Origin of the sequence: Herbaspirillum frisingense GSF30 (assembly GCF_000300975.2) — a bacterium.
In the GTDB taxonomy this organism is placed as follows: domain Bacteria; phylum Pseudomonadota; class Gammaproteobacteria; order Burkholderiales; family Burkholderiaceae_D; genus Herbaspirillum; species Herbaspirillum frisingense.
In genome coordinates, this window is record NZ_AEEC02000008.1 from 53037 (window position 1) to 67574 (window position 14538).

Genomic DNA, 14538 nt, shown 5'->3' on the forward strand with positions numbered 1-14538 from the left:
GTTATGCGGGCGTACTGCCGCTTTGCAAGGGTGCCCGGCGCCGGCCGTCCAGCGCGCGCATCACCAGCAGCACCGGTGCCAGCCCCACCAGCACGATGGACAGCGCCGGCAAGGCCGCTTCGCCCAGGCGCTCGTCACGCGCCAGGTTGTGCGCGATCACCGCCAGGGTGTCGGTATCGAAGGGACGCAGCAGCAGGGTCGCCGGCAATTCCTTGACCACATCGACGAACACCATCAGCGCTGCCACCGCCAGCGAACGCCACAGCAAGGGCAGGTGCAAACGCCAGGCGATCGCCGCGCGCGAACTGCCCAGGGTGCGCGCCGCTTCATCGAGACTGACCGGGATGCGGGTATAGCCGGACTCCACCGACTGCACCGCAACCGCCGTGAAGCGTACCAGATACGCATAGATCACGCCCAGGGAGCTGGCCGTGAGCAGCACACCCAGACCAGCCGCCGGCCACCGCGCCTGCAACCAGGCCACCGGCAGCAGGATGCCCACCGCGATCACCGATCCGGGAATCGCATAGCCCATGCCGGCCAGCCGCGCCGTCAGGCGCAACACCGCCCCCTGCAGACGCGGCAGACCACCGGCACGCAGCGCAAAGCACAGGGCCAGCGCCAGCACGATGGCCGCCAGCGCCGCCATGCCCCCGAAGCGGAAACTGTTCCACACCCAGCCGGCATAACGAGCCAGGTCGAAGGCGACGCCGGCTTCATGACCCACGTCACGCCCCGCCTCGCCCCACCACAGGTGTAGCAGGATGCCCACCGGCAGCAGGAACCCCGCCACCACCGGCAAGCCGCACACCAGCCAGGCCAGCACCGTCGGTCCGCGCGTCAGGTGCGGGCGGGTACCCTCGGCGCTGTCAGCGGCATCGGCGCTGCGCGCACCACGGGTGGCGGCAAAGCGCATGCGGCCCTGCTCGCGGCGCTCCAGCCATAGCAGCACCGCCACGAACAGCAACAGCAGCGAGGCATACTGGGCCGCCGCGATGCGGTCGTCCAGCACCACCCAGGCCTTGTAGATGCCGGTGGTAAAGGTGGTCAGGCCGAAATAGGCCGACACGCCATAGTCCGCCAGCGTCTCCATCAGCGCCAGCGCGGCGCCGGCCGCCAGTGCCGGCCGTGCCAGCGGTAGCGCCACGCGCACGATGCGCTCGGCCAGCGGCGTACCCAGCATGCGGGCCGCCTCCATCAGATGGTTGCCGCGTTCGGACAGCGCATTGCGCGCCAGCAGATAGGCATAGGGATAGAGCGTGAAGACAAACATGCAGATCGCCCCCGGCAGACCGCGCACATCCATGCGCCAGCCCGGGAACCAGCCACGCAGCGTGCTCTGCACCAGCCCGGCGTACTGCAGGAAATCGGTATAGGCATAGGCCGAGACATAGGCCGGCATTGCCATGGGCAGCAGCAAGGCCCAGGACAGCCAGCGCCGTCCGGGAAATTCGAACAGGCTCACCGTCACCGCCGCCGCACCACCCACCAGCACCACCCCCAGCGGCACCATCAGCGCCAGCCAGCCGGAGGTGGCCAGGTAACTGGGCAGGACGGTCTGCATCTGCTGGCGCAGGCTGTCCACGCCGGCCGCGTCCAGCCCGAACCAGGCGGCGAGGATGCCCAACAGCGGCAAGGCGATCAGGACTGCAAGCAAACCGATGATATGCATGACAAGGAAACGGTGAAAATGGACTACCCAGGTGGAAGACGCAAGGGCTTGCGCTACACTGCACACCCTCAGGCAATCGCGAATTGTAACCATTTCACCGGGCATCTCCATGTTTCTGGAAGTCGAGCACCTCAGCATCCGCTATCCCCGTACTCCCTCCGCCGCCGTCGACGACGTCTCGCTGCGCCTGCAGCCCGGCGAGCTGGGTGCGCTGATCGGTCCCTCCGGCAGCGGCAAGACCAGCCTGCTGCGCGCCGTGGCCGGGCTGGAGCCGGCACAGGCCGGCCGCATCCGGCTGGCCGGGACGTTGCTGGAAGGCGATGGCATCCGGGTAGCGGCCGAGGAGCGGCGCATCGGCATGGTGTTCCAGGATTTCGCGTTGTTCCCGCATCTGGATGTGGCAGCCAATATCGGCTTCGGCCTGCGCAGCATGGCACGCGGCCAGCGCGAACAGGTGGTGACGGCCATGCTGGAGCTGGTCGGTCTGTCGGGTTCGGGTGGCAAGTTCCCGCACCAGCTTTCCGGCGGCCAGCAGCAACGCATCGCCTTGGCACGGGCGCTGGCACCGCAGCCACGCCTGCTGTTGCTGGACGAACCGTTTTCCAGCCTGGATGTGGAATTGCGCGAACGTCTGGCGCACGACGTGCGCGACATCCTCAAGCGCACCGGCACCACCGCCCTGATGGTCACGCACGACCAGATGGAAGCCTTTGCCGTGGCCGACGTGGTGGGCGTGATGCGGCAAGGCCGCCTGGAACAGTGGGATAGCCCCTACGCCCTCTATCACCGCCCGGCCACCCGCTTCGCGGCCGATTTCATCGGGCACGGCGTGCTGCTGCAGGGAACACTGATGCAGACATCTGCCCCGGCCTCAGGCAGGGAAGGGAGCGAGGGAGAAATCGAAGTGCAGACCGCAGCCGGCCTGTTGCGCGGCATGCCCTTGCACGATCAGCCCCAGCCGGCAAATGCGCAGGTGGACGTGCTGCTGCGGGCTGACGACGTGATGCATGACGACGCCTCACCCTTCAAGGCAAGAGTCGTTCGCAAATCATTCAGGGGAGCGGAATTTCTCTACACGCTGGCGCTGGAGAACGGGCAGCAACTGCTGTCGCTGGTCCCTTCCCACCACGATCACGCGGTGGGCGAGTGGATAGGCATCAGGCTGGACGTCACGCATCTGGTGACCTTCCCCAGCATGGAGTCGTCGTTGGCGGCGGCCGCAGAGGCCGGCACCGCCAGTGCTGGAGTGGTCACACGCTGATCCACGCAGACCACCCGGCCCAGCGCATCCACCACCAGCCAGTCGAGGGCGCGCCGCATCAGTAGCGGGCTTTCGACAGCACCACCAGCCAGCGGCGCAGCAGCAGGATTTCCACATGGCCGGGCTCGATGCCGGCGCTGCACTCGATCACCGGATTGACGCGATAACGGCGCACATAGGTGTCACGGCAGATGAAGATTTCGCGACGACCCAGGCGGATCGCCAGCGAAGACGGGCTGGAAGATGCAACAGCGAAGCGAGCGTCGGAAGCAAGATCAAAGTGTGTCATGGCAGCGATTCCTCTTCTTGTCGATTGGAGGCTTCACTTTAGCACAAGCACTGTATGAATACACAGTATTTTTTATACAGTACTGCATGCGCCATGGCGAGCATACAACAGCCGGCCCATCCTGCATTTCCCGCCGTGGCGCCTAAGCCACACCGGCCGCCAGGCGCGCCCGCACGAAGCCGATGTGTTCCCGCAGCACATAGAACTGGTCGGCAAAGGCCAGCGGCATCTTCATCCGGTTCACCGCGATCTCGATCTCGTCCAAGCGCCTCAGCATCTCGGCCTGGTCTTCCGGCGATTCGCGGGACAAGCCGCGTTCCAGCGAAATCAGCTCGCCATACCAGCGATAGATGCGCGAACGCACGCGCCAGCCATAGAGCATCGGCACCAGGCGGATACCCGGGATGAGCAGCAGGATCACCGGCAGCACGATCACCACCGCCCGGTCCACCAGGCTGGCCATCCAGAACGGCAGGGTGCGGTAGAAGAAGGTCTTGCCGGACTTGTAGTAGCGCGCTGCATCGTCGCTGATCGGATATTCATGCTCCAGCGGCGCCGGGAACTCCCCTGCCTTCTGCATCACGTTGGCCTTGCCATGCACTTCGCGGGCGGCCGCGATCAGCAGGTCCGACAACGCCGGATGCAGGTCCTCGCGCGCCACCAGTTCGGCCGTGGGCGCGATCAGCTGGGTATCGCGGGCCGGCAGGTTGCGCGCCAGGTCGAACACGCCCATGGGCATCTTCAGGGTATTGAGATAGCGGAAACGCCGCACATAGGCATCGGCCTGGGAGAAATCCAGCAGGCGGATGCCGGGGGCACGCAGCAGCTTGCCCATGGTCGCCACCGATACCGAATCGCCCATCAGGAAGGCCACATCGATCTTGCCACCGGTCAGCGCCTGGGCCGCCTCGTCGCCGCCGATGTTCAACAGCTGGGTGCTGCCGCCCTCTTCCACACCGTTGGCCTTGAGCAGGGTCGCGGCCAGCACGCTGGAGCCGCTACCGGCGCCACCGATGGCGATGCGCTTGCCGGCCAGCTCCGACAACTGGCGCAGCGGCGGGACCGGCTTGCCGTCCTCGCGTGGCGGCGGCGTGCGGTAGTACACCGACACCGGCACATAGGAAATGCTGCCCAGCGACACCAGCGGTGCCAGCGCCTCGGCCGGCACCGCACCGGCCAGGCCGCCCTGCACGAAGCCGACGTCCAGGCTCTGGTCGGGATCGGCCAGGCGCTTCAGATTGTCCAGTGAACCGCCGGTCTCGACGATATCGAGGCGGATGCCATCGCGCGCCAGGATGGCCTTGTAGCGTTCGGCCACGCGCCAGAAATTGCTGTCCTTGGGACCGGCAGCGATCGTGATCGAAGACGGCGGGGCCGGGCGGATCAGCCAGATCACCAGCCAGGCGCCGATCAGGATCAGCAGGATGATGGGACCGAAGCTGACGGCCAGGTCGCGCCAGGAGATGGCCACGAAGCGCGCCCGGATGCGGGTCGCCGACGGGGCGTAGGCGGAGAGTTTCTTGTCTTTGAGCATGCGCGCTATTCTAGCCGCGCCGCCCCGCTTTGGGCTTCACTGCCTTGTAACGTGATGTGACTCTCCGCGTCAGTCGCTCAGTAGGTCTTGTACGGCAGGAACTTGCCCGACAGCATCACGTTCACGCGATCCCCATTGGGATCGGCCTGGCGCTGGATATCCATCTTGAAATCGATGGCGCTCATGATGCCGTCGCCGAATTCTTCGTGGATCAGTTCCTTGATGGTGCTGCCATAGACGCTGACGATCTCGTACCAGCGGTAGATCAGCGGATCGGTCGGCACCGGAGTCGGCAGCGAACCCTTGTAGGGCACGATCTGCAGCCACAGGGTTTCTTCATCGGTGAGTTCGAACAGCTCCTGGGCGGTGGCGGCCTGCTTGGCGGTCAGGGTCATCTGGCCCAGCATGGCAGCGGTGGTCCACTCCTTGCTCTGGCCGATGCGCTCGGCGATCTGGGCCCAGGTCATCTTCTTGCTGACCTTGGCGGTGACGATCTTCTGGGTGACTTGGTTGCGGTCCATGGCTATCTCCTTTTGGGTGGACGGAATAATGATCGACGACACACCTCTCAGTGCGCGTCATCGATCGTGATGAATGCTTGCGACACAATGACGAAATCTCTTGGGCTGCCCTGCCGGTTTTCAGGCCACCGCCTGCTCCAGCCCCGGCATCACGATGCGCGTGGGAGGACGCGGCACCCCGCTGGCCTGGGCCGCCTGGATCTGGCGCGAGCGGTGTACCAGGAAGTCCACCAGGTGATTGCGGATGCGATAGAACTGCGGATCGTGATGCATGGCTTCCCGGCTGCGGGTCTTGGGCAAGGTGTTGATGACCACTTCGGCGATGCAGGCCTGCGGGCCGTTGGACATCAGGAATATCTTGTCGGCCAGCAGGATGGCCTCGTCCACGTCGTGGGTGATCATGAACACGGTCTGACCGGTGGCGGCGCAGATCTTCAGCAGCTCGTCCTGCACCACGCCTCGCGTCAGGGCATCCAGGGCGCCGAAGGGTTCATCCATCAAGAGCATCTTGGGCTCGATGGAAAAGGCCCGGGCGATACCCACCCGCTGCTTCATGCCGCCCGAGAGTTCGGAGGGCTTCTTGTGCTCAGCCCCCTTCAGACCCACCATCGCGATGAAGCGGCGCGCATGTTCCTCGGCCTTGGCGCGCGACCAGTCGGGCCAGCGCGAACGGACCGCGAACACCACGTTGCCCAGCACGCTGAACCAGGGCATGAGTGCATGGCTTTGGAACACCACGCCGCGATCCAGACTCGGCCCCTTGATCTCGCGCCGGTCCATGATGACTACGCCGTCGCTGGCCGCCTCCAGCCCCGCCAACACGTTGAGGATGGTGGTCTTGCCGCAGCCGGAGTGGCCGATCACGCAGACGAATTCACCGCGGTCGATACCGAAGGAAACCTGTTCGAACACCGGCGGCGCGCCCGCCGCATAGCGTTTGGAGAGCCCCTGCACGCTCAGGAAATTGTGGTCCATGCTCTTGCCCTCTTCATTCGATGTACGCGATTTACTCGACATAGGTCACCAGTCTTTGCAGCCGGGCGAAGATCAGGTCCAGCACCATGCCGGTCACGCCGATGACCAGGATGGCGAAGATCACGCTGGTCAGCGACAGGTTGTTCCATTCGTTCCAGACGAAGTAACCGATGCCGGTGCCGCCCACCAGCATCTCGGCCGCCACGATCACCAGCCAGGCGATCCCCATGGAAATGCGCATGCCGGTCAGGATGGTGGGTGCCGCCGCCGGCAGGATCACCAGGAAGGCGCGCCGCAACGAGGACACTTCCAGCGTCTTGGCCACGTTGAGCCAGTCGCGCCGCACCGAGGCCACGCCGAAGGCGGTGTTCATCAGCATCGGCCAGACCGAGCAGATGAAAATCACGAACACGCCCGAGATCGACGAATCCTTGATCGTGTACAGCGCCAGCGGCATCCAGGCCAGCGGCGAGATGGGCTTGAGGATCTGGATGAAGGGATTCAGGGCGCGCTGCATCAGCGGCGACATGCCCAGCAGGAAACCCAGCGGAATCGCCACCACCGCCGCAATCGCAAATCCCAGTCCGACCCGTCCCAGCGAATAGGCCAGCTGGATGCCGATGCCCTTGTCGTTGGGACCGTTGTCGTAGAAGGGATTGGCCAATTCCTTGCGGATGGTCTCGCCCATCTGCGCCAGGCCGGGAAAGCCGTCGCGCTTGGCCGCGCCACTGCTCTTGCCCATCAGCTTGGCGTATTCATCCTGGGCGGCGCTGGCCGCGCCCTCCTGCGGCAGCGTCGCGAAATGCCACACCATCAGCAACGCCGCCAGCAGCAACAGCGAGATCAGCGCGGCGCGCCAGCCGAGATGCCTGGCCGGCATCATGCGCTCCTCTTGATGGCGAAGCTGTTGACGTAGGCCTCGGCCTTGTTGGCGTCGAACTCCTTGCCCATGATGGAATACTTGCGATAGGCACCTTCCGGCACCGGCTGGCCCAGTTCCTTCATGTGTTTCTTGGCCTCGGTCAGCAGCAGCACCTTCTCGGTGATGGCCTTGTAGTCGATATCACCCTTGATGTAACCCCAACGCTTCATCTGCGTGAGAATCCACACCCCCATCGAATCCCAGGGCACCGGGTCAAAGTCGGCACGGCCCGGCACGTTCTTCACATTGCCCAGACCATCGGCAAAGCGCCCGGTCAGCACCTGCTCCACCACCGTCTCGGGCTGGTTGAGATAGGCCGCCGGCGAGATCACCTTGGCCACCAGTGAGCGGTTGGACGGGTCGCGCGCCATCGCGGCGGCGGTCAGCACGGCGCGGAACAGCGCGGCGAAGGTGTTGGGGTTCTGCTTGATGAATTCTTCCGACGTACCAAAGGCACAGCAGGGGTGGCCGTCCCAGATGTCGCGCGAGAGGATGTGGATGAAACCGATCTCGTCATACACCGCGCGCTGGTTGAAGGGATCGGGGCCGAGGAAGCCGTCGATGTTGCCGGCCCGCAGGTTGGCCACCATCTCCGGCGGCGGCGTGACGCGGATCTGTACATCGCGGTCCGGGTCCAGGCCATGTTCGGCCAGGTAGTAGCGCAACAGGAAGTTGTGCATCGAATACTCGAACGGCACCGCGAACTTGAAGCCCTTCCACTGCCGGGGATCGCGCTTGTCCTTGTGCTTGTTGTGCAGCGTAATGGCCTGGCCGTTGATGTTCTGGATGGTCGCCACGCGCATCTGGGTGGCGTTGCTGCCCACCCCCATGGACATGGCCATGGGCATGGGCGAGAGGAAGTGCGAGGCGTCGTGTTCCTTGTTGATCATCTTATCGCGGATCAGCGCCCAGCCAGCCGTCTTGTTGAGCGACACGTTCAGGCCCTGCTTGCGGTAGAAGCCCAGCGGGTCGGCCATGATCAGCGGCGCCGCGCAGGTGATGGCGATGAAGCCGATCTTGAGGTCCTTCTTTTCCAGGGCGCCATTCTTTTCCTGTGCCATGGCCTGCAGCGAACCCAGCGGCAACACGCTGGCAATGGCCGCCCGCGCCGCATTGCGGCCCACCGCCCGCAGAAAGTCGCGGCGCTCGGCTACCCGCGGGAAGAGCGAACGCATCACGGCTTCTTCCACCACGTCGTTGGTGAGGGCTTCCACATCCTGGCCGCGCTGCTGGCGCAGTGCTTCGACCTCGACATCGTGTTGCTGCTGGCTGCCGTGGCGGCCACAGGAACAGCCCTGGCCGGCGCGCTCGGCGTCATAGGTGTGGAACAGATTGGTGTCTGCTGCGTTCGGCATGATTCCCCCGTTTGGTGAGTGTGCGGTGATTTCTTTGCTTCACCACCCTCCATTGCAAGGGACTTGCCAGCCTCATAGGCTACGTCATGCTGTCACGACATCCTGTAGTGCTGGCACTACAAGCCGGGGCCAAACCCGCGTCAGACCGGCAGCAACTGGTGACGTACCGCATACATGGCGATGCCGACGTCATTGGCGGCGCCGGTCTTTTCCAGGATGCGGCTGCGATAGGTGCTCACCGTATTGGGGCTCAGTTCCAGCTGCTCGGCGATCTCGCGCACGCTGCGACCCGCAGCGATCAGCTGGAACACCTGGTATTCACGGTGCGACAGGCTTTCGTGCGCGGCCCGCGGCGCAGCACCGGCGTGCTGGGCCAGGCCGGAGGCCAGCGTCTCGGCCATCTGCGCGCTCACATAGAGGCCACCGCCGGCAGCCTTGCGGATGGCATCCACCAGTTGCTCGGGATCGGCGCTCTTGTTGAGATAGCCGGCCGCGCCCAGCTTGTAGCAGCGCGCCGCATATTGCTTTTCGGGATAGGTGGACAGCATCAGCACCGGCAGACGCGGCATCTCCTGCTTGATCTGGCGCAGCACGTCCAGTCCGTCCTGCTGGGGGATGGCGATGTCCAGCAGCACCAGGTCGATGGCCTCCACCCGGGCCCGGTGCAAGACCTCCGGCCCGCTGGCACATTCGGCGGCGACCTCGATATCGGGGGTATCGGCCAGGATCTGCTTGAGACCCTCGCGCACGATGCGATGATCGTCGCACAAGAGAATGCGGATGGTCTCGGCGCCGGCACTCATGCCGCCTCCCGGCCGCCGTGACTGGGCAGGCGCAGGCAGACCAGGGTCCCCGGCCTGCCGCTCTCTGGTGCAAGACGCGCACCAGCAATGCTCAATGCGCCGCCAAAGTGCAAGGCCCGCTCGCGCATGCCCATCACGCCGTAGGAGGTGGCCGCCTCCAGCGCCGCACGGGGTGCACCCACGCCATCGTCTTCCACTTCCATGCGCAGCTCCGACGGGCTCAGGTGCACGGCGATGCGCACCCGCGTGGCATTGGCATGACGCGCCACGTTGGACAACATTTCCTGGAAGATGCGAAACGCCGCCGTGGCCTTGGCGCCATCCGGGGGAAAGGCTTCGGGTGCGATATCGAACTCGACCTCGCAGGGCAGTTCGGTGGCTTCCGAGAACTCCTGCACCTGCCATTCGAGGGCGGCGATCAGGCCCTGGTGATCCAGGATGCTGGGCCGCAGGTCGGTGATGATGCGCCCTACATTGTCCACCGCCGTCTCGATCAGGCGGCTCATGGCATCACACTTGCGGGCCACCGGTTCCAGGTCGGTGACGCGCTTGGCCATCCAGTTCACATCCAGTTTCAAGGCCACCAGCAGGCTGCCCAGTTCATCGTGGATCTCGCGGGCGATACGGGTGCGCTCATCCTCGCGCACCGAGTGCGCATGCGCCGACAACTGCCGCACCTGGCGCAGCGCGGCCGACAGTTCGCGGGTGCGCTCGGCCACCCGCACTTCCAGCTCGGCCTTGGCGCGCTGCAGTTGTTCCTCGGCCTGGCGGCGCTTGGAGATATCGCTGAAGGTGATCACCGCACCGCGTACCTGGCCGCCGTCGACGATCTGGTAGGAAGAATATTCGGTCGGGAAGAAGCTGCCATCGGCACGCCAGAACACTTCCTGATCGACCCGGCAGGACTCGCCCTTGCGGAAGGCCTTCAGGATGGGGCAGTCGGCCTCGGGGTAATGACCGCCGTGCTCATGGCTGTGGTGCACCAGATCGTGCATGTTGCGCCCCAGTACCTCGGCCGGGGCATAGCCCAGCATGTCGGCGCCGGCGCGATTGATGAAGGTACACAGGCCCTCCAGGTCGATGCCATAGATGCCTTCGCCGGTGGAGTCCAGCAGCAGCGCCAGCTTGTCGCGCAGCAGGCCGCCGGGTGCGGCCAGGGCATCGGAAGCAAAAACGGGCAGGTGGGGATCGTTGTGCATGATCCCCACCTGCCCGCAAGAGGCATGCCAGTGCCCGCCGCCCGGGCCTGGCCCGACAGTGGTACCGGCTGGCCCCGTTACGGCATGTACTGCCCGCCGTTGACGTCGATGATCTGGCCGGTCACATAGCCCGACATCTGGTTCGAGGCCAGGTAGAGGAAGGCACCGCTGCACTCGTCCGGGTCGCCGATGCGGCCCATGGGGATGGTCTTGCGGAACCCCTCCAGCTGGTCCGGGGTGGTGAAGCGTTCCTGGAACGGGGTCATGATCACACCCGGCGCCACGGCGTTGACGCGGATCTTGTCGGCCAGCAATTCCTTGGCCATGCCACGCGTGATGGTACTCACGAAGCCCTTGGAGGCCGCATAGATCAGCGCACCCGGGCCGCCGCCATGCCGCGCCGCCACCGAGGTCACGTTGATGATGTTGCCGCCGCCCTGGCCGCGCATGACCGGAATCACCGCCCGCGTGAAGGCCACTACCGAGCGGGAATTGATATTGACGATGTCATCGAACAAGGCATCGGTGACCTGCTCCAGCGGCATGCGCTGGACCAGGCTGCCGGCGTTGTTGATGAGTACGTCGATGCGCCCCATCTGCTCCACCGCCTTGGCCACGGCGGCATTGATGGCAGCGCTGTCGCGCACGTCGGCGCCGATGGTGATGGCCTTGCTGCCGGCGGCGCGCACCTCGGCGGCGACCGCTTCGGCTTCCTTGGTCGAGCTGTTGTAGTGCACCACCACATGGGAACCACGGGCAGCGAAGGCACGCGCGGCGGCGGCGCCGATGCCGGTGCTTGCACCACTGATGAAGACGACTTTTCCTGCCAGATCCAGCATGCTGTTCTCCTGTTCATAAACGGTTGATCATTCATGCTCCGGCTTGTGCATGGGGCGGCCCTGCGCGCCCTGCCGGTATCGCTTCTTGTATTCTGGGCGCCGCAGCGGGTCACACTGCGGCTGTCATGCCACGTCGCCGTTGTGGAGTGCCGCAGGACCCGGTCCGGCGGGACCCGGTCCGGCGGCAACGGCGACGCTTGCTGCCTGATCAGTCGTGTACCGATTCGTCGCGGTTGCGACCGGCGCTACGGTAGGCGTCGCGCACATTCATGAGGTGATTGCGCATGGCTTCGGAGGCCTTTTGCGGATCGCGGGCCTTGAGCGCATCGAGGATGTCGCGATGGTCCTGCAGGCTGCGCTCCAGCGTGGCCGGAATGCGCGAGGTGATGGAACGGCTCTTCTTGCCCAGCATGTAGAGGCTGCCGGCCACGCTCTGCAGGAAGGGGTTGTTGCAGCCCTCGATGATGGCTTCGTGGAATTCCACGTCGGCCGCCGAGAAAGCGGCGGGGTCCGACAGCAGGCGCGCCTCGTCCTCAACGTTGCGCACCAGCCGGTCCAGCTCGGCCTGCTCCATGTGCGTGGCCGCCAGCGCCGCCACCCCGGTCTCGATGATGAGGCGGGCGTCGAACAGCGCTTCCAGGGTGCCGGGATTGAGGTCGATGATCATCTCCAGCGGCTCCAGCAGTTCGCGGGTTTCCAGCGAACTGACGAAGGTCCCCTCGCCCTGGCGGATGCGCAGCAAGCCCAGCAGTGCCAGCCCGCGGATGGCCTCGCGCACGGCCGGCCGGCCCACGCCCAGCATGGCTGCCAGCTCGCGCTCGGGCGGCAGTTGCTGGTCGGGCTTCAACAGACCGCTGCGGATCATGGTCAGCAAGCGCTGCGCGACCTGCTCGGAAATCGATTTCTGGACGATGGGATCAAAGGACATGCTGTCGGGGATGAAGACCTGTAGGGATGATTCGTTGCCGCATCGGCAACGTCTTGCTGGCCTGGGACGCATGCGTCGCAAAGGTAAGACCAATGGCTGTGGAGGATAGGTATCGGGGCGGGATGTGTCAAGCGGCGGGAACATTGGTGCGGCGCGCAAGAAACCGCCGCCACTCTTGCTCGCCGGGCTACGGCCAAGCGATACAAGCTCCGGCTTCTGGTAGCCTATCGACGAACAAATTTACCGCTCTCATCCATGAACCTGCGCTTCGTAGAGGCCTTCCACTGGGCCGCCTCGCTCAAGAGCATCACCCGCGCCGCCGAAAAGCTGCATATCACGCAATCGACCATGTCCAGCCGTATCGCCTCGCTGGAAGAAGAACTGGGCGTGGTCCTGCTGGACCGCCGGGCCAAGCAGTTCCGTCTCACCGCCTCGGGCCAGCGCTTCCAGTTGCTGGCGGTGAAGCTGCTGTCGCTGCAAAGCCAGATCCGCCAGGAACTGGGCGGCAGTCCGGCCGGGCCGATGGCGCTGCGCATCGGCAGCATCGAATCGGTGGTACACAGCTGGCTGCCCGGCTGGCTCAAGGAAATCCGCAGCCGCTATCCCGATTTCGCGCTGGAATTGACCGTGGAAACCTCGCCGGTGCTGATGGAACAGATCGGGCGCGGCGCCCAGGACCTGGTCTTCACCTCCATCGTGGGCAGCGATACGGCGGTGCGCTCGCGGATCATGGCGTCCATGGAGATGGTCTTCGTCGGCCATCGCGATACCCATGGCACGCGTCGCTATCGGCTGGAAGAGCTGGCGGCCGACGACCTCATCACCTTCCAGCGCGGCTCGCAGCCGCACCAGGGGCTGCTGCAGCTGCTGCAGGAGTCCGGGCTACCGATGCCACGCGTGCACGCCATTTCCTCGATCTCGGCCATGGTGCAACTGGTAGAAGGCGGCTTCGGCGTGGCGACCCTGCCCAAGCTGGCCATGCGTGAACTGACCCGCCGCCTGCCGCTGCGCATCCTGCGCTGCGAAGAAACGCTGCCGCCGCTGCAGATCCACGCCAGCTACCGCGAGGAGCCCGGCTCCAGCGTGGCCGAACTGGTGCTGGATTCGGCCCTGGAACACGCCCGGCGCGCCCAGGGCAAACGGCGCGGCGCTTCCACGGCGGACGCAGACTGAATCCGACACCATCCCCCCGGCCATCGCCATCAGGCAACGCGTTTCTCGTCAGACAGGAAACATCTATCAGCTGACGAGAACAACAAATAGTCAATCAACAAAAACGCTGACGTCATCGAAAAAATCGATAACAAAAGATATAAATTTTTTGTTGGACGCGTGCTGGACGCCCCTCCTACCATCGGTGGCATTCCCATCCCACCATCAAGCGCCAGCTCGACGCAGGAGACCGCCATGCCTGAAACGCCCACCATGCCGCACGCCCCCCGCAGCATTTCCCTGAACGCCGATTCGACCGCACTGGAAGTGCGACTGGCCGCCCGCCATGGCGACTTCACCGGCCACACCAGTGGCGTGGCCAGTGCCCATGTGCAGGTCAACCTGGCCATCCTGCCGGCCGCGCTGGCCGATGACTTCCGCCGTTTCTGCGAACTCAATCCGGTGCCCTGTCCGCTGCTGGGCGTCTCCGAGCCAGGCTCGCCGGCCATCCCGGGACTGGGCCAGGACCTGGACATCCGTACCGACGTGCCGCGCTATCACATCTGGCGCAATGGCGAACGCGTGGGCGAGGTCACCGACCTGCGTGCCTACTGGCGCGACGACCTGGTGACCTTCGCGCTGGGCTGTTCGTTCTCCTTCGAACACGCGCTGCTGGCCGAGGGCATCCCGCTGCGCCATGTCAGCGAAGGCCGCAACGTGGCCATGTATCGCACCAACATCCCGACCAGGCCGGTGGGTGTCTTCTCCGGCCCCACGGTGGTCTCCATGCGTCCGCTCAAGGCTGCCGATGCCATCCGCGCCGTGCAGATCACCGCCCGCACACCACAGGTGCATGGAGCACCGATCCACATCGGCGACCCCGCCCTGATCGGCATTACCGATATCAACCAGCCCGACTACGGCGATGCAGTGGCGGTCCACGACGATGAACTGCCGGTGTTCTGGGCCTGCGGCGTCACGCCGCAGGCGGCCATCGTGGCGGCCCGCCCGGCCTTCTGCATCACCCATGCGCCCGGCTACATGCTGGTCACCGACAAGCTCAACAGCGAACTCTGACACCCCGTCCC

At 65.2% G+C, this 14538-nt stretch carries 14 protein-coding genes; 3 read left to right on the plus strand and 11 right to left on the minus strand.

Annotated elements, in window-relative coordinates:
- Position 1: 1 nt before the first annotated feature.
- Complete coding sequence (locus HFRIS_RS07745) at positions 2-1672, minus strand: ABC transporter permease (protein WP_006462736.1); 1671 nt, start codon at positions 1670-1672, stop codon at positions 2-4.
- Positions 1673-1781: 109 nt separating this feature from the next.
- On the opposite strand from HFRIS_RS07745, the gene HFRIS_RS07750 reads away from it, so the two are divergent.
- Positions 1782-2933 (plus strand): ABC transporter ATP-binding protein, encoded by a 1152-nt coding sequence (locus HFRIS_RS07750; protein WP_006462737.1) that lies wholly within the window; start codon positions 1782-1784, stop codon positions 2931-2933.
- Between the two features lie 58 nt (positions 2934-2991).
- Here HFRIS_RS07750 and HFRIS_RS07755 read toward each other — a convergent pair whose 3' ends face one another.
- From HFRIS_RS07755 to HFRIS_RS07800, 10 genes are all read right to left on the minus strand, one after another.
- Complete coding sequence (locus tag HFRIS_RS07755) at positions 2992-3222, minus strand: hypothetical protein (protein WP_006462738.1); 231 nt, start codon at positions 3220-3222, stop codon at positions 2992-2994.
- A 142-nt stretch (positions 3223-3364) separates the two neighbouring features.
- Positions 3365-4756, minus strand: a complete 1392-nt coding sequence (locus HFRIS_RS07760) for a TAXI family TRAP transporter solute-binding subunit (protein ID WP_006462739.1) — start codon at positions 4754-4756, stop codon at positions 3365-3367.
- A gap of 77 nt (positions 4757-4833) precedes the next feature.
- Positions 4834-5277 carry a cyanase gene (gene cynS / locus HFRIS_RS07765; protein ID WP_006462740.1) on the minus strand — a complete coding sequence of 148 codons (444 nt, stop codon included), beginning with the start codon at positions 5275-5277 and terminating at the stop codon, positions 4834-4836.
- Positions 5278-5397: 120 nt separating this feature from the next.
- The gene (locus tag HFRIS_RS07770; protein WP_006462741.1) at positions 5398-6252 is read right to left on the minus strand and encodes an ABC transporter ATP-binding protein; all 855 of its coding nucleotides are present in this window, start codon (positions 6250-6252) and stop codon (positions 5398-5400) included.
- Positions 6253-6283: 31 nt separating this feature from the next.
- Positions 6284-7135, minus strand: a complete 852-nt coding sequence (ntrB, locus tag HFRIS_RS07775; RefSeq protein WP_039874908.1) for a nitrate ABC transporter permease — start codon at positions 7133-7135, stop codon at positions 6284-6286.
- The gene (locus tag HFRIS_RS07780) at positions 7132-8529 is read right to left on the minus strand and encodes a CmpA/NrtA family ABC transporter substrate-binding protein (RefSeq protein WP_006462743.1); all 1398 of its coding nucleotides are present in this window, start codon (positions 8527-8529) and stop codon (positions 7132-7134) included. Before HFRIS_RS07780 ends, ntrB begins: the two co-directional genes overlap by 4 nt.
- Positions 8530-8669: 140 nt before the next feature.
- Positions 8670-9332, minus strand: a complete 663-nt coding sequence (locus HFRIS_RS07785) for a response regulator (RefSeq protein ID WP_006462744.1) — start codon at positions 9330-9332, stop codon at positions 8670-8672.
- Positions 9329-10531 (minus strand): sensor histidine kinase, encoded by a 1203-nt coding sequence (locus HFRIS_RS07790; protein ID WP_006462745.1) that lies wholly within the window; start codon positions 10529-10531, stop codon positions 9329-9331. Before HFRIS_RS07790 ends, HFRIS_RS07785 begins: the two co-directional genes overlap by 4 nt.
- Before the next feature lie 77 nt (positions 10532-10608).
- Complete coding sequence (locus HFRIS_RS07795) at positions 10609-11370, minus strand: SDR family NAD(P)-dependent oxidoreductase (protein WP_006462746.1); 762 nt, start codon at positions 11368-11370, stop codon at positions 10609-10611.
- A gap of 208 nt (positions 11371-11578) precedes the next feature.
- Positions 11579-12298: a FadR/GntR family transcriptional regulator gene (locus HFRIS_RS07800; protein ID WP_006462747.1), complete on the minus strand. Its 720-nt coding sequence runs from the start codon at positions 12296-12298 to the stop codon at positions 11579-11581.
- A gap of 255 nt (positions 12299-12553) precedes the next feature.
- On the opposite strand from HFRIS_RS07800, the gene HFRIS_RS07805 reads away from it, so the two are divergent.
- Entirely contained in the window at positions 12554-13471 is a 918-nt protein-coding gene (locus HFRIS_RS07805) for a LysR family transcriptional regulator (RefSeq protein WP_006462748.1), read from the plus strand.
- Between the two features lie 234 nt (positions 13472-13705).
- Positions 13706-14527 (plus strand): putative hydro-lyase, encoded by an 822-nt coding sequence (locus HFRIS_RS07810; RefSeq protein WP_006462749.1) that lies wholly within the window; start codon positions 13706-13708, stop codon positions 14525-14527.
- Positions 14528-14538: the final 11 nt, after the last annotated feature.